The 21007-nt window shown below is 71.9% G+C and carries 20 protein-coding genes; 4 read left to right on the top strand and 16 right to left on the bottom strand.

The features are described 5' to 3' along the window. Positions 1-26 precede the first annotated feature (26 nt). Complete coding sequence (locus IEJ02_RS32075; RefSeq protein ID WP_191068028.1) at positions 27-779, bottom strand: ABC transporter permease; 753 nt, start codon at positions 777-779, stop codon at positions 27-29. Between the two features lie 621 nt (positions 780-1400). Further along, entirely contained in the window at positions 1401-2180 is a 780-nt protein-coding gene (locus IEJ02_RS32070) for an ABC transporter ATP-binding protein (protein WP_137980016.1), read from the bottom strand. Between the two features lie 90 nt (positions 2181-2270). On the opposite strand from IEJ02_RS32070, the gene IEJ02_RS32065 reads away from it, so the two are divergent. The 3 genes from IEJ02_RS32065 to IEJ02_RS32055 all read left to right on the top strand — a co-directional run bounded on the left by IEJ02_RS32065 (position 2271) and on the right by IEJ02_RS32055 (position 5711). After that, positions 2271-2933, top strand: a complete 663-nt coding sequence (locus IEJ02_RS32065) for a TetR/AcrR family transcriptional regulator (RefSeq protein ID WP_191068027.1) — start codon at positions 2271-2273, stop codon at positions 2931-2933. Continuing rightward, positions 2921-3235 carry a DUF6204 family protein gene (locus IEJ02_RS32060; RefSeq protein ID WP_191068026.1) on the top strand — a complete coding sequence of 105 codons (315 nt, stop codon included), beginning with the start codon at positions 2921-2923 and terminating at the stop codon, positions 3233-3235. Before IEJ02_RS32065 ends, IEJ02_RS32060 begins: the two co-directional genes overlap by 13 nt. A gap of 829 nt (positions 3236-4064) precedes the next feature. Next, a complete protein-coding gene (locus IEJ02_RS32055) occupies positions 4065-5711 on the top strand; it encodes a CocE/NonD family hydrolase (protein WP_191068025.1) in 1647 nt (548 codons plus the stop codon). Between the two features lie 236 nt (positions 5712-5947). On the opposite strand, the gene IEJ02_RS32050 is transcribed toward IEJ02_RS32055, so the two are convergent. From IEJ02_RS32050 to IEJ02_RS32030, 5 genes are all read right to left on the bottom strand, one after another. Then, positions 5948-6820, bottom strand: a complete 873-nt coding sequence (locus IEJ02_RS32050; protein ID WP_191068024.1) for an amino acid ABC transporter permease — start codon at positions 6818-6820, stop codon at positions 5948-5950. After that, positions 6817-7461: an amino acid ABC transporter permease gene (locus IEJ02_RS32045; RefSeq protein ID WP_191068023.1), complete on the bottom strand. Its 645-nt coding sequence runs from the start codon at positions 7459-7461 to the stop codon at positions 6817-6819. The genes IEJ02_RS32050 and IEJ02_RS32045 overlap by 4 nt, the downstream gene beginning before the upstream one ends. A gap of 10 nt (positions 7462-7471) precedes the next feature. Further along, a complete protein-coding gene (locus IEJ02_RS32040; RefSeq protein ID WP_370467163.1) occupies positions 7472-8386 on the bottom strand; it encodes a glutamate ABC transporter substrate-binding protein in 915 nt (304 codons plus the stop codon). Between the two features lie 28 nt (positions 8387-8414). Beyond that, a complete protein-coding gene (locus tag IEJ02_RS32035; RefSeq protein ID WP_137980010.1) occupies positions 8415-9161 on the bottom strand; it encodes an amino acid ABC transporter ATP-binding protein in 747 nt (248 codons plus the stop codon). 441 nt (positions 9162-9602) lie between these two features. Then, positions 9603-10043 carry a DUF6278 family protein gene (locus tag IEJ02_RS32030; RefSeq protein WP_191068021.1) on the bottom strand — a complete coding sequence of 147 codons (441 nt, stop codon included), beginning with the start codon at positions 10041-10043 and terminating at the stop codon, positions 9603-9605. 154 nt (positions 10044-10197) lie between these two features. Here IEJ02_RS32030 and IEJ02_RS32025 point away from each other — a divergent pair, with 154 nt between their 5' ends. Beyond that, complete coding sequence (locus IEJ02_RS32025; RefSeq protein WP_191068020.1) at positions 10198-12006, top strand: SGNH/GDSL hydrolase family protein; 1809 nt, start codon at positions 10198-10200, stop codon at positions 12004-12006. A gap of 87 nt (positions 12007-12093) precedes the next feature. Here IEJ02_RS32025 and IEJ02_RS32020 read toward each other — a convergent pair whose 3' ends face one another. From IEJ02_RS32020 to IEJ02_RS31980, 9 genes are all read right to left on the bottom strand, one after another. After that, on the bottom strand, positions 12094-12873 hold the full coding sequence (locus tag IEJ02_RS32020) for an exodeoxyribonuclease III (RefSeq protein ID WP_191068019.1): 780 nt from the start codon (positions 12871-12873) through the stop codon (positions 12094-12096). 42 nt (positions 12874-12915) lie between these two features. Then, positions 12916-13563 carry an MBL fold metallo-hydrolase gene (locus tag IEJ02_RS32015; protein ID WP_191068018.1) on the bottom strand — a complete coding sequence of 216 codons (648 nt, stop codon included), beginning with the start codon at positions 13561-13563 and terminating at the stop codon, positions 12916-12918. A gap of 59 nt (positions 13564-13622) precedes the next feature. Next, positions 13623-14909, bottom strand: a complete 1287-nt coding sequence (gene pcaDC, locus IEJ02_RS32010; RefSeq protein ID WP_191068017.1) for a bifunctional 3-oxoadipate enol-lactonase/4-carboxymuconolactone decarboxylase PcaDC — start codon at positions 14907-14909, stop codon at positions 13623-13625. A 65-nt stretch (positions 14910-14974) separates the two neighbouring features. Continuing rightward, positions 14975-15631 (bottom strand): hypothetical protein, encoded by a 657-nt coding sequence (locus IEJ02_RS32005; RefSeq protein WP_191068016.1) that lies wholly within the window; start codon positions 15629-15631, stop codon positions 14975-14977. Continuing rightward, positions 15628-16782 carry an ROK family glucokinase gene (locus IEJ02_RS32000; RefSeq protein ID WP_137980006.1) on the bottom strand — a complete coding sequence of 385 codons (1155 nt, stop codon included), beginning with the start codon at positions 16780-16782 and terminating at the stop codon, positions 15628-15630. Before IEJ02_RS32000 ends, IEJ02_RS32005 begins: the two co-directional genes overlap by 4 nt. A 307-nt stretch (positions 16783-17089) precedes the next feature. Beyond that, a complete protein-coding gene (locus IEJ02_RS31995; protein ID WP_191068015.1) occupies positions 17090-17947 on the bottom strand; it encodes an ATP-binding cassette domain-containing protein in 858 nt (285 codons plus the stop codon). Further along, positions 17944-18996 carry an ABC transporter permease gene (locus IEJ02_RS31990; protein ID WP_191068014.1) on the bottom strand — a complete coding sequence of 351 codons (1053 nt, stop codon included), beginning with the start codon at positions 18994-18996 and terminating at the stop codon, positions 17944-17946. The genes IEJ02_RS31995 and IEJ02_RS31990 overlap by 4 nt, the downstream gene beginning before the upstream one ends. Continuing rightward, positions 18993-19982 (bottom strand): sugar ABC transporter substrate-binding protein, encoded by a 990-nt coding sequence (locus IEJ02_RS31985; RefSeq protein WP_191068013.1) that lies wholly within the window; start codon positions 19980-19982, stop codon positions 18993-18995. The genes IEJ02_RS31990 and IEJ02_RS31985 overlap by 4 nt, the downstream gene beginning before the upstream one ends. A gap of 248 nt (positions 19983-20230) precedes the next feature. Further along, positions 20231-20998: a GntR family transcriptional regulator gene (locus tag IEJ02_RS31980; protein WP_191068041.1), complete on the bottom strand. Its 768-nt coding sequence runs from the start codon at positions 20996-20998 to the stop codon at positions 20231-20233. Positions 20999-21007 lie beyond the last annotated feature (9 nt).

The following is a 21007-nucleotide window of genomic DNA, read 5'->3' as shown; positions in this document are numbered from 1 at the left end:
GGCCCCGAGGCGGCAGGGCGGCTGAGTCAGCCGCGGCCCCGGCCGAACAGCCGCGCCCCGCCCAGCAGGCAGAGCGCCGCCAGGCCCAGGGTGACGGCCGCCCCGACGGCGACCGTGGTGTTGGCGTAGTGTCCCAGGAACACCTGGCGCACCGCGTCGACCGTGTAGCGGAACGGCACGGCGCGCGAGGCGCCCGCGAGCCACCCGGGAGCCAGGGTCATCGGCAGCAGCAACCCGGAGAGCAGCATCAGCGGCATGCCCGCCGTATTGGCGATGGCGGCGAACTCCGGGGACGTACGGACGTTCATGGCCAGCCCGTAGGAGAGCGCGGACAGGGCCGCCGCGAGCACGGCCACGAACAGCAGCCCGAGCAGCACGCCGAGGAGCGGTGCGCGCAGCCCGAAGGCCACGCCGAGCAGCACCAGCAGCACCGACTGGGCCACCAGCTGGACGACATCGCGCAGGATGCGGCCGAGCAGCAGCGCCAGCGGGCTGACCGGGGTGACCCGCATCCGGTCCAGTACGCCGAGGTTACGGTCCATCAGCAGACCGAGCCCCACGTACGACCCCCCGAGCAGGGCGAGCTGGACGAGCACACCGGGGACCAGCGTCTGCCAGGACGATCCGCTGACACCCATGTCGAGTTCGGTCAACAGCGGACCGAAGAGGGCGAGGAAGAGCAGCGGCTGGAGCATTCCGAAGAAGAGATTGGTCTTCGAGCGAAGCGTTGAGCGCAGGCAGCGGCCGAAGACGATGCCGGTGTGGGCGAGAAGAGTCATAAGAGGCCCTTGGGTGGGTCGGATGTCGTGGCCGGCACTACGGGCTGTCCGGCGGATGGTGACGCCTGCGGCGGGCTGTTCCCCTCCCCGCCCCTTCCCGCTACCAGGGGCTCCGCCCCTGGACCCCGAGGCTTGGGTCGGACCCCCGCCACGCGGCGGAGCCGCACATCGGTGCCGCGGGACGGGGCGAAGCCCCGGTCGGGGTCTGGGGCGGAACCCCGGTCCGAGCCTGAGGCGGAACCCCGGTCCGAGCCTGAGGCGGAACCCCGGACCGGGCCTGAGGCGAAGCCCCGGTCGGGCCTGAGGCGGAACCCCGGTCCGGGCCTGGGGCGAAGCCCCGGTCGGGGTCTGGGGCGGAACCCCGGTCCGGGCCTGGGGCGGAACCCCGGACGGGGCCTGGGGCGAAGCCCCGGGCGGGCCTGGGGCGGAACCCCGGACGGGGCCTGGGGCGAAGCCCCGGGCGGGCCTGGGGCGGAACCCCGGACGGGGCCTGGGGCGAAGCCCCGGTCGGGCCTGGGGCGGAACCCCAGTCCGGGTGTGGGGCGAAGGCCCGGTCGGGGTCTGGGGCGGAGCCCCAGTTTCGGGAAGGGGCGGGGAGGGGAACAGCCCGCCGGACACCCACTAGACGGCGAGGGGCTGTTCGGCCGTGCCCCGACCGGTGATCGCGAGGAAGGCGTCCTGGAGACTGGCGGCCGGATCCCCCGCATAGCGGCTCTTGAGCTCGGCGGAGGTCCCCTCGGCGACGATCCGCCCGGCGTCCACGACCACGATCCGGTCGGCGAGCGCGTCGGCCTCGTCCAGGTAGTGGGTGGTGAGGAAGACCGTTGTGCCGTGCTCGGCACGGACACGCCGCACCAGATCCCACAGCTCGGCCCGGCTCCCCGGGTCGAGACCGGTCGTGGGCTCGTCGAGGAAGAGCACCTCAGGCCGGTTGACCAGGCCCAGCGCGATCTCCACCCGGCGGCGCTGACCGCCGGAAAGAGCGGCGGTCGGGCGGTTCATCAGCCCCGACAGGCCGAGCTCACCGGCGAGTTCATCGGCGCGCCCGGCCGCCGCGCCCTTGGACATCAGATGCAGCCGCCCCTGGGTGACCAGTTCCTCTCGTACGGAACACCCGGGGTCAAGGCCGCCCGACTGGGCCACATAGCCGATCCGCCGACGCACACCCGCCGGATCGCGGAGCAGATCGCGCCCGGCGATCTCGGCCTCGCCTCCACTGGGCGGCAGCAGGGTGGTGAGCATGCGCAGGGTCGTGGTCTTACCGGCCCCGTTGGGGCCCAGGAAGCCGAGGATCTCGCCGCGGCGGACGGTCAGATCGATCCCACGGACGGCGTGCACGGGGCCGCTGCCCAGCGAGAACGTCCGGGTGAGGCCGTGAACGCGGATGACGGATGAGGACATGCCCCGATCAGAGCACAACGCGCTACAAACTTGCAATCGACTTAAAGCTTTGAGGCACATGCAACTTTGCAACGGACTACACTGACGGCCATGAGCGAAGGACTGCGGGAGAAGCACAAGCGCCGTACGCGCCGGCGGATCACGGACGTGGCCACCGGCCTGTTCCTGGAGCGCGGCTTCGACCGGGTCACGGTCGCCGAGGTCGCCGAGGCCGCGGAAGTGTCCGTCAACACCGTCTACAACTACTTCCCGGCCAAGGAGGATCTGGTCCTGCCGCCCGACCAGGCATCCCCGCGGCGGCTCGCCGACATCGTGCGCGAGCGCCCGCCCGGCCGGTCCGCCGCCCAGGCGGTACTGGACCGGCTGCGCGAGGAGGTGGAGCGGCGCGACCGCTCGCTGGGGCTGACCGAGGGCTTCGGCCCGTTCTTCGCGATGATGCGGGCCGCCCCCACGCTGCTGGCCCGGCTGGAGGAGCTCGGCCACCGGATGAACGACGAACTGGCCGCCGTGCTCGCCGAGGAGACCGGCGCGGCGCCGGAGGATCCACTGCCGCGCGTGGTGGCCGCCCAGATCAGCGGCTATCACTCACTGATCTTCGGCGAGATCGGACGGCGCGTCACGGCGGGAGAGCGCCCCGACGCCATCGCCAAGGCCGTGACGGAACTCCTCGACGCCATCGAGGAGATGCTCGGCGCACCGATGCTCGGCTACGCCGTACGGGAGGGACGGGAGGAGCGATCGTGTTCCGAGTGACGATCAGGGGCGCCTTCGAGGAGTTGGGCGAGGACGACCGCGAGGCGCTGCGCGGTGCGGTCGACTCGCTCCAGGTGGCCTTCACCGAGGCGGGCACCTTCACCTGCGACCGGAGCCTTTCGGCGTTCACCTTCCGCTGCGGGGTTCCGGCGGAGCCGGAAGACGGTGAGCAGGAGGCGACCGAGCGGGCCATCGCGGCGCTGACCGCCCATGGTTACCCCCATCGGATCCTGCGGATCGGCGTGACGGACATGCGGAACATCAAGATCCGCCGCAAGCCTCGCGGGGCGGGCGGCACGTAACGCGGACCCGGGCCCGAGTCTTGGCCCAACTCAGGGCCTGGGGCCAGGGCTTGGACGGTGGGCGCGATCCCTCGCGAGCGGCGCTACGGAGTGTCCGGCGGACAACGCGGCGGAGCCGCATATGGATGCTCACCCCTCCCCGCCCCTTCCCGTACCAGGGGCTCCGCCCCTGGACCCCCAGGCTTGGGTCGGAGCCCCGCCACGCGGCGGAGCCGCATATCGATGCCACGGGAAGGACCGAAGCCCCAATCCGGGACCTGGACCGAGGCCCCGATCCGAGGCCTGGGGCGGAGCCCCAGTTCGGGGCCGGGGGCGGAGCCCCAGTGCGAGGCCGCGGGCGAAGGCCCAGTGCGAGGCCGCGGGCGGAGCCCCAGTGCGAGGCTGGGACGGAGCCCCAGTTCGGGGTCTGGGGCGGAGCCCCAGTTTCGGGAAGGGGCGGGGAGGGGAACAGCCCGCCGCAGGCGTCAAGCCCCGCCGGACACCCCCCAGCCCGGGGGCCGGGGCCCAGCCCGTAACCGCCCCCAGCCCGGGGCCGCGGCCCAGCCCGTGACCGCCCCCAGCCCGGGGCCGGGGCTCAACGCGCGGTCAAATCTCAGCACCGGCGGCGTTCCGCGCGAGCGGAACGCCGCATAGGTGGGGCCGGACCCTGGCGGATCCGGCCCCCGGGTAGCGCTCCGGGCCGGGTCGGCCCCGGCAGCCGACCGCGGCCCATTATCGTTACCCACGCGTAACTTACCGCGCTATTACCGCCGGTAAACACCCGAGTTACCGTCAGGTCACAAGCACCGGCGCTCCCCTGCCCCCACGGCATCCCCCACCAGGAGCCATCGTGACCCCTGCCCGAAAAGCCCTGCGCCCCACGACCGCCGCCGCACTCTCCGTCACCGTCATGGCCGGTGCGGCCTTCGGCCTCGCCCCCGCTCCCGCCAACGCCGCCGCGGCACCGGCCCCGACCGCCTCCACAGCCGCCTACCCCGCCTCAACAGCCACCTCCACCGCCACCTCCTCCGGCGTCTCCATCCGCTTCGTCGACATCCCCGGCGACGGCGGCGTCAACCTGGCCGCCAACGTCGTGGCCCCCGCGAACGCCGACGCCTCCCACCACCTCCCCCTCGTCGTCCTGCCCACCAGCTGGTCCCTGCCCCAGGTCGAATATCTCGCCCAGGCCAAGAAGCTCGCCGAAACCGGCTATGTGGTGCTGACCTACAACACCCGCGGCTTCTGGCAGTCCGGCGGGAAGATCGAGACGGCGGGGCCGCCCGATATCGCCGACGCGTCCAAGGTCATCGACTGGGCGCTCGCCAACACCCCCGCCGACCCCGACCACATCGGCATGGCCGGGCTCTCCTACGGCGCCGGGATCAGCCTGCTCGCGGCCGGGGCCGACCCGCGGATCAAGGCCGTGGTGGCCATGAGCGGCTGGGCGGACCTGGTCGGCTCGATCTACAGCGGCCGCACCCAGCACGCCCAGGCCGCCGGGCTGCTCGCCGGGGCCGGGGCGCTGACCGGCCGGCCCAGCGAGGAGTTCCAGCAGATCCTCGATGACTTCTTCTCCTCCAACCTCGCCAAGGAGAAGGATCTGATCGCCTGGGGCAAGAAGCGCTCCGCCGCCACCTACCTCGACCGGATCAACGCCCATGGCGCGGCCATCATGCTGGGCAACTCCTGGGGCGACTCGATCTTCCCGCCCAACAGCTACGCCGACTTCTTCGAGAAGCTGACCGGCCCCAAGCGGCTGGAGCTGCGGCCCGGCGACCACGCCACCGCCGAGCTCACCGGGGTGCTCGGACTGCCCAACACCACCTGGGACCACGCCCGGCAGTGGCTCGACCGCTACCTCAAGGGCGAGCGCAACGGCATCGACCGCCAAGCGCCGGTGCAGCTGACGTCCCGTACGGCGGACGGTGACGACTACGAGGGCTACCCCAGCTGGTCGGCCGTCCCCTCCGAGCAGCGCAGCGTCCCGCTCGACAGCACCGAGAAGGTCACCGCCAACCATGACTCCGGTGCCAACGCCGGGACCGTGCTGCTCGGCGGCGCCCTCGACCAGTTCCTGAAGATCCCGCCGCTCGCCTCGATCCCGCTGCTGCCCCGGTCCTACGCGGCCGTCTGGCAGACCGGGGCCTACGCCCGCGAGCAGCGCGTCCGCGGCACCGTGAAGCTCCACACCACCGTGACCAGCGACCGCTCCGACGGTACGGCGGTGGCGTATCTGTACGACGTGGGCCCGCTGGGCGTCGGCAAGCTCATCACCCACGCCCCGTTCACCTTCCACGACCGCACCCCGGGCACGCCGTTCGGCGTGGACCTGGAGCTGTTCTCCACCGCGTACGACGTCCCGGCAGGTCACCGGCTGGCGCTGGTCGTGGACACCGTCGACCCGCTCTACATCGAGCACAACCCCGACGGCGCCCATCTCACCTTCTCGTCGCCGGACTCGGACCCGTCCCATCTGACGATCCCGGTCCGCGACTGAAGCGGTGTCCGGCGGACCTTTCCCCTCCCCGCCCCTTCCCTCAACCGGGGCTCCGCCCCAGCCCCCGGGGTCCAGGGGCGGAGCCCCCCACGCGGCGGAGCCGCATATCGTCAGGGGCCGGGAAGGGGTGGGGAGGGGGGAAGCACCGATATGCGGCTCGGCCGCGTGGCCCGCCGCAGGCGTACGCGTACCGCCGGACATCACTGGCCGCTGAGCCACCCTCCGGCCGCCCCGGCTCAGCCGCGGGTGTCCCCCGGCATCGGGGCGGCCGGTTCGGCGGCGGCGACCTCGACCTGGCGGGTCTTCACACTGCGCCGCTCCCGCTTGGCCACCCAGTTGGCGAACCACGACAGCAGCATGCACATCCCGATGTAGATCGGTGAGATCACCATGACCACCGGGATGAACGGCAGACCGTAGTCGAGATTGGACGCGATCAGCTTTCCGGCGTGCAGAAACTCCTCATAGGTGATGAGGAAGCCGAGCGAGGTGTCCTTCAGGGCCACCACGAGCTGGCTGATGATGGCCGGGAGCATCGCCCGCACCCCCTGCGGCACCAGCACGGACATCATGACCTGGGTCTTGCGCAGGCCGAGCGAGTACGCCGCCTCGCGCTGGCCGCGCTCCACCGAGTTCACCCCGGCCCGGAACACCTCGGCCAGCACCGAGCCGTTGTACAGCGTCAGCCCGGTGACGAGCGCGGGCAGCGGCTGGACCCGCAGCGCCACGAAGACGAAGAAGATCATCACCAGCACGGGCATCGCCCGGAAGAACTCCACCACCAGCGTGGCCACCCAGCGCAGCGGCCGGTGCTCGGAGAGCCGCCCGGCGGCGAGCACCCCGCCGAGGGCGAGCGAGAGGACCGCGGCCATGCCGAACGCCTTGAGGGTGCCCGCGAGCCCGTTCAGCAGCAGCTCCTGGATGCCCTTGTACTCGAACGGCATCCACTTGCGGTAGGCGAACTGACCGGTGTGGATGAGGAGATAGACGATCCAGCCGAGCAGCACCAGCAGCACGGCCGTCCCGGCCAGCGCGTACATCCGGTGCCGCCGCCGGGTGTGCGGCCCGGGGACGTCGTAGAGGGCGCTGGTGGTCGCGGGCGCGGTCATCGGGGCACCCCCCAGCGCCGCTCCAGCAGGGAGAAGATCGCGCTGATGGCGAGGGTGATGATCAGGTATCCGACGGCGATCCAGACGAAGGACCAGATGATGTTGTAACCCCGCTCGTTGAGGGGCTTGTAGGTGCCGAGCAGTTCGGTGACGCTGAACGACCCGGCGATGGCCGAGTTCTTGGCGAGCGCGATCAGGGTGGAGCCGATGGGCGGGATGACCGTGCGGAACGCCTGCGGCAGCACCACCGCGCTCAGCGTCTGGTCGAACGTCATGCCCAGGCTGCGGGCCGCCTCGCCCTGCCCCACCGGCACCGTGTTGATGCCCGCTCGCACCGCCTCGCAGATGAAGGCCGAGGTGTAGCAGCCGAGCGCGATCACCGCGAAGACGGTGAACGGCAGCACCAGACCGAAGCGCGGCAGCCCCAGCATCACCGCGAAGAACAGCAGCGTCAGCGGGGTGTTGCGGAGCACCGTCACCCAGACGGTGCCGAACGCGCGCAGCGAGGCGACCGGCGCCACCCGGAACGCGGCCATGAGGATGCCGAGCGCGAGGGCGAGCAGCGAGGCGTAGACGGTCAGCTGCACGGTGCCGAGGAAGCCCCTGCCGTACAGCGAGAAGTTCTGGGTGAGCACGTCCATGGGAGGGCCTTCAGCCGGTGCGGTAGCGGTCGATGGGGGGTGGCTTGGGGGCGGGCACACCCGAGAGGCCGAGGGTCGCGTCGTACGCCTTCTTCCAGTCGCCGTTGCGCTCGTGGAAGAGGATCGCGTCGTCCAGCGCGAAGCGCAGCGCGGTGTCCCGCTTGGGCACGCCGATGCCGTACGGCTCCTTGGAGAAGGGCCGGCCGACCACCTTCAGCTCGTCGGGGGCCTTGGCCGCGTAGCCGAGCAGGATGGTGTTGTCGGTGGTCACCGCGTCCACCTGGAAGCTGAGCAGGTTGTCCACGCACACCGAGTACGTGTCGTACGCGACCGCGTGGGCCTTGGGGTAGTCGGCCTGGATGCGCTGGAGCGGGGTGGAGCCGGCCACCGAGCAGACGGTCCTGCCCGCGAGGTCGCCGGGGCCATGGATGTCGTTCTCGTCGGTGCGCACCAGCAGTGACTGACCGGCCATGAAGTACGGCCCGGCGAAGCCGACCAGCCGCCTTCGCAGCGGATTGATGGTGTAGGTGCCGACGTAGTAGTCGATCTGGCCGCTCTGGAGCGCGGTCTCGCGGTTGGCGGAGGCGATGGTCTGGTAGCGGATGGTGCCCGGGGCGAAGCCGAGGGAGGCGGACATCATGCGGGCGATCTCGATGTCGAAGCCCGAGTAGCGGCCGGTGGCCGGGTCCCGCTCGCCCAGATAGGGCTGGTCCTCCTTGACCCCGACGGTGAGGTGGCCGCGGCGCTCGGCCCGGCGCCAGGTGGGCGAGGCGGGCAGCCGGAACCCGGTGTCCACCTTGTAGGTGGGCAGCTTCTCGGCCCGCGGGCCCTTGGCGGGCGGGCTGCCCTCCTTCCCGCAGCCGGGCACGACCAGCAGGACCAGGGCCGTGGCGAGGGCGGCGGTCGCGCGGCGCAGACGCCTCATGTCCGTCATCTGTCCGTCATCACCCGGCTCAGTGCTTGAGGATCTTGGACAGGAAGTCCCGGGCGCGCTCGCTCTCCGGGGCCCGGAAGAACTCCTCCGGCGTACGGTCCTCGACGATCCCGCCGTCGGCCATGAAGACCACCCGGTTCGCGGCGGAGCGGGCGAAGCCCATCTCATGGGTGACCACGACCATCGTCATCCCCTCCTGGGCGAGCTGGCGCATCACCTCCAGCACCTCGTTGATCATCTCGGGGTCGAGGGCGGAGGTCGGCTCGTCGAAGAGCATCACCTGAGGGTCCATCGCCAGCGCGCGGGCGATGGCCACCCGCTGCTGCTGGCCGCCGGAGAGCTGGGCGGGGTACTTCCCGGCCTGGTCGGCCAGTCCGACCCGGCCCAGCAGCTCGCGGGCGCGCCGCTCGGCGTCCTGCTTGTCGCGGCGGCGGACCTTGACCTGACCGAGCATCACATTGGCCAGCACGGTGCGGTGGGCGAAGAGGTTGAACGACTGGAAGACCATCCCGACCTCGGCGCGCAGCCGCGCCAGCTCCTTGCCCTCCTCGGGGAGCGGGCGGCCGTCGACCACGATGGAGCCGGACTGGACGGTCTCCAGCCGGTTGATGGTCCGGATCAGGGTGGACTTGCCGCCGCCGGAGGGGCCGATGACCACGACGACTTCGCCGCGCCCGACGGTGAGGTCGATGTCCCGCAGAACGTGCAGCGCGCCGAAGTGCTTGTTGACGCCGCGCAGCTCGATCAGCGGCTCGCCGACGGCCATACCCGGCCCCACCCGCCTTCCGCGTGTCCAGGTCAGCTGTGTCCCGGTCAGCGCAAGCTATCCGGACAACTGCGGAGCGTTGGGTACGGACACGCGTCGATGGGCGGATACCGCCCGACAGGGCCTACGGGGGTGCGGGGTGCGGGGGGTCGTGCCGCCTGCGGCGGACTGCTTTCCCCTTACCCGCCCCTTCCCTCAACTGGGGCTCCGCCCCAGACCCCGGCCGGACGCCCCGAATGTGCACGGGCGTCCGCCCCGGGCACCGGGGTCCGAGGGCGGAGCCCATGGTTCGGGAAGGGGCGGGGAGGGGAAAGAACCGCCCGCCCCGCCGGCGCAACGCGTGCCCGGGACTCCACCCCACGCCCCGGGGTCCAGGGGCGAAGCCCATGGTTCGGGGAGGGGAACAGCTCGCCGCAGGCGGCCACGATCCGTCAGGCGCCCCTACGCCTCGGCGACCTCCGCGTAGCGCTGGCAGAGTTCGGGGGCGCCGTCGGCGGCCCACTGGTGACCGGCCTCGACGACGTCGACCTCGCGGCCGGAGGCCAGCCGGACGACGGGCCGGCCGTTGGGCCACACCTGCCAGACGGCCCCGGGGACGGTGCGGACGATGACCGTGCCCAGGTAGAGACCCGCGTCGTTACCGAGCCAGGGAAGCTCGTCCGGGTCGTCGCGCCAGCGCGGCGCCATCTGGTCCAGCGCCTCCAGGGAGGCCGTGGAGTCATCGAGCCCGATGCCCGCGGCGGAGGCCCGCGCGCGCAGGAGTTCGCATTCGGAGAGCAGTTGGGCGACGCCCTGCGGGTCCTCCTCCTGGGCACCCATCAGGGCCTCGCCCGAGGCGGGGCCACGTCGCTTGCGCCAGTTGCCCAAGAAGGAGATGTTCATACCGCTCAGCGTGGCATCCAGGCCACCGGCGCACCACAGGGCGCGCGGTATGAGCTGTGACCCGATGCTTGTCTTGACGACACCCACCTGCCTCCGTACGTTCTTCCGGCGCCTGTCGAATCGCCGGTCGGGTTGGTTGCGAGAGGGGACACATATGCGCGTCGCGAGACCGTGGACAACCGCCGGGATCGTCGCGGGAGGTGTCACCCTCGCACTGATCGCACCCTCCTCCGCCGCACCGGCCGACGTGCCGACCCACAAGCCGCTCCCTTTGGAGCGGCTTTTCGACAACCGGGCGGTCAGCGATGACACCCGGCCGGGTGACGCCGACTTCGACGGTGCGGGCGCCTCGCTCTCCGCGCAGGATCTGCGGGCCGCCGGCTGGACGCCGGGGCGCGCTATCGCCCTGGACGCGGCGCGGCTGACCTGGCCGAGGAGCGCGGGGGCACGGCCGGACAATGTGATCGCCGACGGCCAGGCGGTGCGGCTGCGTGGCCGGGGCGAGGCGCTGACCTTCCTGGTGGCGAGCAGTTCGCCGAACGGGCCCGGCGCCGGGGCGAGCGGCGTCGGAACGGTGCGCTACCGCGACGGGTCGAGCCATCCGTACACGCTGAGCGCGCCGGACTGGCGGGCGGGCCCCGCCGCCACCAAGGCCGTCGGCCTCCCCCACCTCAACACCGCCGCCGGGCAGCGGCAGGAGACGGCCCGGCTGTACGCGGTGACGGTTCCGTTGGACCGCGGCCACGAGGTCGCGTCGGTGGTGCTGCCGAGGGACCCGGGCCCGGCGGCCGACCTCCATGTCTTCGCCGCGTCGCTGCGGCAGCCCGCGTACGGCTGGACCGGGAGCTGGGCGGCGAGCACCGCCGGGTACACCAAGGTGGGGCCGTGGACCGATCAGACGCTGCGGCTGGTGGTGCACACCAGCGTGGGCGGGCCGAGGGCACGGGTCCGGCTGGAGAACACCTTCGCCGCGTCCCCCGTGGAGATCGGGCATGCGACGGTCGCGCTCCAGGCGAGCGGCGCGGCGGCGCAGGGGTCACCGGTGCCGCTGACGTTCGGCGGGCGGCCGGGGACCTCGATCCCGGCGGGCGCGCAGGTGTTCAGCGATCCGGTGGACTTCGCGGTTCCGGCGGACGCCAATCTGCTGGTGAGCATCCATCTGCCGGGTCCGGTCGCGGCGGTGCCGGTGCACAGCCAGGCCACCCAGCGGTCGTATCTGAGCGCGGCGGGCAGCGGGGACCGGACCGCCGAGCCGGGGGCTGAGTCCTACACCGGCACCCTCACCACCTGGCCGTTCCTGACCGGGGTCGATGTGCGGGGCGGTCCGGGTTCGGTGGTGGCGCTCGGCGACTCGATCACCGACGGCACCAAGTCCACCAATGACGCCAACCGCCGCTGGCCCGATGTGCTCGCGCGGCGGCTGCGCGGCCAGTCCGAGGTCCCGGCGTACGGGGTGCTCAACGCGGGCATCTCCGCCAACCGCGTGGTGGCCGACCGCTATCCGGGCGAGGGGGTCTCCACGGACACCGGCGGGGTCAGCACCCGGCACCGGCTGGAGCGGGATGTGCTCGCCCAGACCGGGGCCCGTACGGTCGTCGTCTTCCAGGGCATCAACGATCTGCGGTGGGGCAGCTCGGCCGAGGAGCTGATCGCGGGTCTGCGGTCGGTCGCGTCGCGGGTGCGGGAGCGCGGGCTGCGGGTGGTCGGGGCGACCATCGCCCCGTGCGAGGGCGAGTCGCTGTGCACGGCGGACGCGGACGCGCGGCGCTCGGCCGTCAACGCCTTCATCCGGGACAGCGGCGGGGTGTTCGACGCCGTGCTGGACTTCGACGCGGTGGTGCGGGACCCCGAGCACCCGGCGCGGATCCTGCCCGCCTATGACAGCGGGGACCATCTGCACCCGGGCGACGCGGGGTTGCGGGCGATGGCGGAGTCGATCGACCTGCGGAAGCTGACGGGGTAGGGGGAGCCTCAGGGGTTCCCCCTCCTCGCCAGGAGACCTCGCCGCGGGTCACCCGAACCGCCGCGGGTCACCCGACCCGCCGCGGGGTCACACCTCCAGGTCGACGACGACCGGGGCGTGGTCGGAGGCGCCCTTGCCCTTGCGCTCCTCGCGGTCCACATACGCGTCGCCGACCGCCTTGGCGAACGTCTCGTTGCCGTAGACCAGGTCGATGCGCATGCCGCGGTTCTTGGGGAAGCACAGCTCGCGGTAGTCCCAGTAGGTGAAGGGGCGGTCGTACTTCAGCGGCCGCGGCACCACGTCCGAAAGACCCGCCTCGCGCAGCGCCGCCAGGGCCTCGCGCTCCAGGTCCGTCACATGCGTCAGCCCGTCGAAGGCGGGGCGGTCCCAGACGTCCTCGTCGGTCGGCGCCACATTGAAGTCGCCGAGGACCGCGAAGGGGCGCTCACCGGCCGCGTCCCCCGCGACGGCCGTGCGCAGCGCCTCCAGCCAGCGCAGCTTGTAGTCGTAGTGGGGGTGGCCGATCTCCCGGCCGTTGGGCACATAGACCGACCAGAGGCGGACCGGGCCGCAGGTGGCGCCTATCGCCCGCGGCTCCTGGCCGCCGTCGTAGTCCGGGCCGCCGGGGAGGCCCACGGTGACGTCCGTGAGCCCGGCCTTGGAGAGCAGCGCCACTCCGTTCCACCGGCCGGTGGCGTTGACCGCGGCCTCGTAGCCGAGCTCGCGCAGCGGCTCGTACGGGAAGGCGGACTCGGCGCACTTGGTCTCCTGGACGCACAGGACGTCCGTGCCGCTGCTCTCCAGCCAGGCCAGCAGCCGGGGCAGCCGGGCGGTGATCGAATTGACGTTCCAGGTCGCGATGCGCATAGGGCACAACCTACATCCCGGCTCTGACAGCCGGCCCGGCCCTCAGAGGGTGAGGGATTCGCCCGGGGTCAGCCGCAGGTGCTCGGCGCCTTCCGTACCGGGGCCCTCGGGGCCGAGCATCCGCCCGTAGACCATGTGCGCGACGTCGGACAGCAGGGCGTCGTGGATGTCGATGGCCCGGCGCGGGCCGACCGCGCGGACGTAGTCGAGGATCTCGGCGAACTTGTTCCAGGGGGCGTGCACCGGCAGCATCAGCGTGTCCACCCGCCGCCCGGCGGGCACGGTGAGGGCGTCGCCGGGGTGGAAGAGCGTGCCGTCCAGCAGATAGCCCACATTGGTGATCCGGGGGATGTCGGGGTGGATGACGGCGTGCAGCTGGCCGTGGACCTCGATGTCGAATCCCGCCGCGGTGAAGGAGTCGCCCTCCCCGATGGTGTGCACCCGCCCGGGGAACGCCGCCGAGATCTGGGCGGAGACGCTGGAGAGGGTCCAGATGTGGGCGGCCGGGTTGGCGTCGAGCGCCGTGCGCAGCCGCTCCTCGTTGAAGTGGTCGAAGTGCTCGTGGGTGACCAGGATCGCGTCCGCGCCGACCGCGGCGTCCTCTTCGCTGAAGGTTCCGGGGTCGATGACGAGCGTCTGCCCGTCCTTCTCGATCCGGACGCAGGCATGGCCCTTCTTGGTGAGCTTCATGGAGATCATTGTGCTACCGCGGCCCCCGTTGACCGCACTGCCCTTCCGGGCCTGTCTCCTCAGCCCTCAGGGCTCGTCTCCTCGCGGATGATCCGCTGGGCCACGGCGAAGGCGGAGTTCGCCGTCGGCACCCCGCAGTAGACGCCGGTGTGCAGCAGCACCTCCTTGATCTCGGTGGGGGTGAGCCCGTTGCGCAGCGCGGCCCGGGTGTGGAAGGCGAGTTCGTCGAGGTGGCCGCGGGCGGCGAGGGCGGTGAGGGTGACCACGCTGCGGATCCGCCGGTCGATTCCGGGCCGGGTCCACACCTCGCCCCAGGCGTACCGGGTGATGAAGTCCTGGAAGTCGCCGGTGAACTCGTCGGCCAGGGACTGCGCGCGGTCCACATGGGCGTCGCCGAGCACCTCGCGGCGCACCTTGATGCCCTGGTCGTACGCGTCGGCGCGGGCGTCCAGCAGCGGTTCGGGCACGTTGTGGGCGAAACCGACGACCTCGGCGCCGGGCGGCACCGGCGAGAGCACGGGCTTGGACGGGGGCGCGGGGACCGCGGTCATCCCGGTCGGGTGGTCCGGGGTCTGCCAGGAGCTGGAGAAGTGGCGCACCAGCAGATCGGTGACGGCCATCGGCTGTTCGACGGGGGTGAGATGGGAGGCGCCGGGGACCAGCGCGAGCCGTGCGTCGGCGATCCCGGCGACCAGGACGCGGGCGTCGGCGGCCGGGGTGACCTGGTCGTCGGCGCCGGCCACCACGAGGGTGGGGATGCCGATCCGGCTGAGCTCGGCGCGGATGTCGAAGGCGGCGAGGGCCTCGCAGGCGGCGATGTAGCAGCCGGGGTCGGTGGTGCGGACCATCTGGACGGCCCAGTCGACGATGGCGGGCTGGGCGGCGGCGAAGCCGGGGGTGAACCAGCGCTCGGGGGTGGCGCGGGCGATCGGGTCGAGGCCGTTGGTGCGGACCACGACGCCGCGCTGCCGGTAGGAGTCGGCGGTGCCGAAGCGCGGGGAGGCGGAGACGAGAGCGAGTGAGCCCACTCTATGGGGATGTCGCAGGGCGAGTTCGGCGCCGATGGCCCCGCCGATCGAGCAGCCCGCGTAGCCGAAGCGCTCGACGCCGAGCTGGTCGAGGGTGGCCAGCAGCCGGGCGGCGAGCTCGGCCACGGAGGGGGCCGGATGGGCGGGGGCGCCGCCGTGGCCGGGGAGGTCGAAGCGGAGGACGCGCCAGTGGCGGGAGAGCTCGGGTATCTGGCGGTCCCACATGTGCCAGGTGGTGCCCAGCGACGGTCCGAGGACGAGCACGGGCCCGTCCTCGGGGCCATCGGTCCGGTACTGAAGTGTCTTCGTCTCGCTCACCCGAAAACGGTATCCGACCCGGGTGGCGGGGTTTTCGGGCGCGATGCGCCCAGAATGTGAAGGCCTTACGGCGTGACCGTGGAGACCACGTAAACCTTCGGATGCGCCGGGCTGTCGAACTTGACGGTGATCCTCAGCTTGGGTTGCGGATCTTGTCGCTTGATGACCATCCCCGCCCAGTCGTGACCGGGCGCTCCGACCTGCCAACCGACCTTCCTGGCCTGCTCCTTGGTGATGGTCACCTCGCCCTTGTCCAGGGCGGAGCGGCGGGTTCCGAGCTTGGCCAGGAAGGAGTCGAGGCCATCGCGGGACGTGACGAACTGCACGTACAGCGAGCTGACCTTCCAGGAGTTGGTCTCGTAGAAGGCGACCTTCTTGGAGTAGGGCGGCACCGGCACGTCGTATATGCGCCGCTGAACCCGGGTCGGGTAGCCCGCCGCAAGGCCCTTGGCCGAGGCCGCCTCCGCCTTGTCCTCACCGCCGTTGCGGCTCTGGATGGCGGAGATCACCAGATAGCCCGCCGGGATCGCGATCAGCAGGAAGACGACCAGGATCTTGAGCCAGCGGCGGGGCGGACGGCCGCCGCCGGGCATGGGTCCGCCGGACGTGGGCCCGCCCGGTGTGGGGCCGCCCGGTGTGGGGCCGCCCGGTGTGGGCCCGCCGGGGCGCATGCCGTCGGCCGGGGGCATCGCGGCGCCGGGCCGCTGGTCGGCGGCGGTCATTCGCGGCCTGCCTGGCCGCGCGGCGCCAGCCGCAGCGGGGAGGAGGACCCGGCGCGCTCGTACCGCTCGACGCGGCGGCGGTTGGCGCGGCGGAAGCGGCGGGCGACCAGCCGGGCGAGGTCGGCGGCGCCGACCATCCCGGCCTCGGGGCCCAGCTGCGCCTTGACGATCCGGGCCTCCGGCCGGTAGCCGCGGCCGGTGAGGGTGCGCCGGAAGGCGTCCCGGGCGGGGGCGATCAGCAGGTCGTCGGCGGCGCTGACGCCGCCGCCGATGACGAAGCAGGAGGGGTCGAGGGCGGCGGCGAGGTTGGCGATGCCGACGCCGAGCCACTGGCCGATGTCCTGGAGCAGTTCGATGCACATGGCGTCGCCCTGGCGGGCCAGCTCGGTGATGAGCGGCCCGGTGATCTCCTGGATGTTGCCGCCGACCCGGTCGTTGATCCCGTACGCCACCGGCGATTCGGCGGCGGCCAGTTCACGGGCCTCGCGGACGAGGGCGTTGCCGGAGCTGTACTGCTCCCAGCAGCCGCGGTTGCCGCACGGGCAGCGGTGGCCGGCCGGGACGACCTGCATATGGCCGAACTCCCCGGCGACCCCGTACTTGCCGCGCTTGACCTGGCCGTCCTCCAGGATCGCGCCGCCGATCCCGGTGCCGAGGGTGATCATGACGAGATGGTCCTCGCCGCGCCCGGCGCCGAACCGCCACTCCGCCCACGCGGCGGCGTTGGCGTCGTTGTCGACCATGACCGGGACGGCGAGCCGCTCCGCGAGCCGGTCGCGCAGCGGTTCGTTGCGCCAGGACAGGTGCGGGGCGAACAGCACGCGGTTGCGGTCGGCGTCCACCCAGCCCGCGGCGCCGATGCCCACGGCGTGCACATCGTGCCGGTCGGAGAGGTCCAGCACCAGTTCGGTGATGGTGTCCTCGACGACCTTGGGGCTCTTGGACTTGTCCGGCGTCTCGGTGCGCAGCTTCTCGAGGATGGTGCCGTCGGCGTCGACGACCCCGGCCATCACCTTGGTGCCGCCGATGTCGATGCCGACCGTGGGCACCCGGGGCGCGCTGAGGTGCGAGCGGCGCTCACGGGTGCCGACGGTCCGCAGCACGGTGGCCCGGGCCGAGCCCCGGTGCACTCGTTCGCGGTAGATGCTCATCGGCCGGCCCCCTCGCCGGTGTGGGGGGTACGGTCGCTGCGGGTACGTGCTCGCAAGAGTTCGTCGTCCCTGCGGGGGTCTCGGGAGGCCGCGGGGCCTCGGGTGCGTCGGTCGTGGCGGGTGTGGCCCGCCGTGCGATTGTGCCTCACCCGCGCCTCATGCCGCATGGCGAGCCTACGGCGCGCGGCCCCCGGGAAGCACCGGAACACGGCCGACGGCCCGGCCGCTCAGCCCGTGGCGAACCGGCTCACCCCTTGGCGAACCCGCTCAACCCTCGGCGAACCGGCTCACCCCTTGGCGAACCGGCTCAACCCTTGGCGACCCCTCCCGACAGATCGGGGGCGGGGGTGCGGGCCAGTTCATGGCTGAGCTGCTCCAGCTCGCTGCCGCCCGCCATCTGCCGGGTGAGCTCCTCCAGGGCGATCTCGTCCTTGGTGTGGCTGCCCGCCATGGTGCCGCGCTTGAGCAGCACGAAGCGGTCGCCGACGAGATAGGCGTGGTGCGGGTTGTGGGTGATGAGGACCACGCCGAGGCCCGCGTCCCGGGCGGCCGCGACGTACTTGAGCACGACCCCGGACTGCTTGACGCCCAGCGCCGCCGTGGGCTCGTCCAGGATGAGCACCTTCGCGCCGAAGTGGACGGCGCGGGCGATGGCCACGCACTGGCGCTGGCCGCCGGAGAGGGTGCCGATGGGCTGGTCGACATCGCGCAGATCGATGCCCATGCGCAGCAGTTCGCGGTGGGTCGTGGTGCGCATCGCCTCCACGTCGAGGCGGCGGAGCGGTCCGCGGCCCTTGTGCATCTCCGAGCCCAGGAAGAAGTTCCGCCACACCGGCATCAGCGGGACCACGGCGAGGTCCTGGTAGACCGTGGCGATCCCGCGGTCGAGGGCCTCGCGCGGGGAGCCCAGCCGGGTCTCCTCCCCCTCGATGGCGAAGGTTCCGCCGTCGTGCTGGTGCAACCCGGCGACGATCTTGATGAGGGTGGACTTGCCCGCGCCGTTGTCCCCGAGGACGCAGGTGATCTCCCCGGCGCGCACCTCCAGGGAGACGCCGTCCAGGGCCTTGACGTTGCCGTAGTACTTGCTGATGTCGCTCAGCTCGACCAGGGCCGCCCGGGACGCCGGGGATGTCTCAGACACCTTGGATGTCTGGGATGTGCTCATTTGCTCTCCTCCGCCCGCTTGCGGACCCACCAGTTGAGCAGCGTGGCGAGCAGCAGCATCGCCCCGAGGAAGAACTTGAACCAGTCGGCGCCCCACTGCGCGTAGACGATGCCCTTGTTGGTCATGCCGAAGATGAACGCGCCGACGGCCGCGCCGACCGCCGAGCCGTAGCCGCCGGTCAGCAGACAGCCGCCGATGACGGCCGCGATGATGTAGAGCAGCTCATTGCCCACGCCCTCGCCGGACTGGACGACGTCGTAGTTGAACAGCAGATGCTGGCCGGAGATCCAGGCGGCCAGCGCGACGCCCAGATAGAGGCCGATCTTGGTGCGCTCCACGGGCACGCCGACCGCGCGGGCCGCCTCCTTGGCGCCGCCCACCGCGAAGATCCAGTTCCCGGCGCGGGTGCGCAGCAGGATCCAGGTGGCGAGCGCGATCAGGGCGAACCACCACAGGACGGTGATCTGCACTTCGACGTCCCCGATGGTCAGATGCGAGGCGAAGACCTTACGGGCGGAGGGGAAGCCCTCCATGTCGGAGATGCTCTTGGTCGAGACGGTGTCGCTGATCAGCTTGGTGAAGCCGAGGTTGCAGCCCTGGAGGATCAGGAAGGTGCCGAGCGTGATGATGAAGCTCGGCAGATTGGTGCGGACCAGCAGATAGCCGTTGAAGAAGCCGATCGCGAGGGTGGCCAGCAGGGACACCCCGACGCCGACCCACACGTTCGCCGTCATCTGGTACGAGAACATCGAGGAGATCAGCGCCGAGCTGGTCACCAGGACCCCGGTCGACAGATCGAACTCCCCGCCGATCATCAGCAGCGCCACCGGCACCGCCATGATCCCGATGGTCGAGGAGGCGTACAGCACGGTGCTGAAGCTGGACCACTGGAGGAAGGCGTCGGCGACGATCGAGAAGAAGACGAAGACGGCGACGGCGCCGACGACCGCGCCCAGCTCCGGCCGGCCCACCAGCCGGCGCGGCAGCGAGCCGCGCACCGGCCGCGGACTCGAAAGGGTCTCCTCGGCGGGCGGTGCCTCCGCGCTCATCGGGTCCCCCGCTTCGTGTACGACGCGAGCTCGGCGGCGTCGTCCTTGGTGATGATCTGCGGACCGGTGAGCACCGGCCTGCCGCCACCGAGCACATCGGCGTTGTAGCGGTTGAGCCACAGCAGATCCACGGCCTCGTAGCCCTGGAGGTACGGCTGCTGGTCCACGGCGAAGCCGAGCGTGCCGTCCTGGAGCGCGGCGGCGACCTTCGCGTTGAGGTCGAAGGTGTCGATCTCGGCCTTGCTGCCCGCCTGGTCGGCGGCCTTGGCGGCGGTATCCGCGAAGGGCGCGCCGAGGGTGACCACGGTGTCGATGCCCTTGTCGGACTGGAGCTTGGCCTCGATCGAGGACTGCACATCGGGCATGTTGGTGCCCTCGACGTAGATCTTCTCCATCTTGCCGTCGAAGGTCTTGGCCGCGCCGTCGCAGCGCTGCTCAAGGCCGACGTTGCCCTGCTCGTGGATCACGCACAGCGCCTTCTTCCGGCCCCGCTTGTCGAGCTCGTCGCCGACGGCCTCGCCCGCGATGGTCTCGTCCTGGCCGACGTGGGTGAGCGCGCCGAACGCCTTGGACACCTCGGCGCCGGAGTTGACGGTGATCACCGGTATCCCGGCCTTGCGGGCCTTGTTCACCACGGACTTCATGGCGTCGGGCTTGGCGAGGGTGACGATCAGGCCGTCGACCTTCTGGTCGATGTAGGACTGGACCAGCTGGGCCTGCTCCTTGCCCTCCTCGTTGTGGGCGTAGAGGAACTTGATGTTGTCCTTGACCGCGGCCTGCTTGGCGCCGCTCTGGACGATGTCCCAGAAGGTGTCGCCGTCGCCGGAGTGGGTGACCATCGCGAAGGTCCACCTCGGGGTGTTGACCGCCGCCCGTCCCCCGGCGGCCGCCTCCCGGGCGGCCCGCTCCTCGGCCCGCTTGCCGCCCGTATCGCTGCAGCCCGCCAACGCCGTACCCAGCACCGCCGCGAGCACGGCGGCGGTCATCGCGCGTGCCCCTCTCCGCACCGTCGCCACGAAGACCCGCCCTTCTCCCTGTGTGTTCGTCCCCAGCGTCACCTTCACGGCCGGGCACCGCATGATCGGTCCCGGCCGCCGCCCAAGTATCCGTCACCGGTCATCGCCGGGGCCGCCGGGGTGGGCGGGGCCCGGCGCCCGTACGGCTTGAGGACTTGTAGCCGGGGACGCGGGACACGTCAAGGACAAAGGGCGCGGCACACGGCGCGAGGCGGTGCTCAGGGGCGTACGAGCAGCTGGAACTCGAAGGCGTAGCGCGAGGCCCGGTAGGTGTGCGAGCCGAACTCCACGGCCCGGCCGGTGTCGTCGAAGGTCGTGCGCTCCATGGTCAGCAGCGGCGCGCCCGCCGGCTCCCCGAGCTGCTCCCCCTCCTCGGCGGTGGCCGCGCGGGCGCCGACCGCCTGGCGTGCGCTGTGCAGGGTGATCCCGGCCGCGCGCATCAGCCGGTAGAGCCCGGTGTCCTCCAGCTCGGCGCTGTCCAGCTTGAGCAGGCCCGCCGGGAGGTGGTTGCGCAGATGGGCCATGGGCTCGCCGTGCGCCAGCCGCAGCCGCTCGATCAGCACCACCTCCTCGCCCTCCGCGACGCCGAGCGCGGCGGCGACCTCGGCGGTCGCGGGCTCGGTGGTGTTCCGCAGCACCTGGGTGGCGGGGCGCTGACCGGCCGCCTCCAGGTCGTCGTAGAGGCTGCTCAGCTCCAGCGGGCGCTTGACCTGGCTGTGCACGACCTGCGTGCCCACGCCCCGGCGGCGCACCAGCAGCCCCTTGTCGACCAGCGACGAGATGGCCTGCCGGACGGTGGGGCGGGACAGCCCGAGCCGCCCGGCCAGCTCGATCTCGTTGCCCAGCAGGCTGCCGGGCGCCAGCCGCCCCTGCTCGATCGCCGCCTCGAGCTGCTGGGACAGCTGGAAGTACAGCGGGACCGGACTGCTGCGGTCGACGCTGAGCTGGAGCGCCTCCGCCCCGCCCGAAGCGTCTTCATCCTCCATAGCCACGGG

The organism is Streptomyces sp. 5-10 (assembly GCF_014712245.1).
Taxonomy (GTDB): Bacteria; Actinomycetota; Actinomycetes; order Streptomycetales; family Streptomycetaceae; genus Streptomyces; species Streptomyces violaceusniger.
The sequence above is the reverse complement of the archived record's forward strand: the minus strand, read 5'-3'. Positions and strand labels throughout refer to the sequence as shown.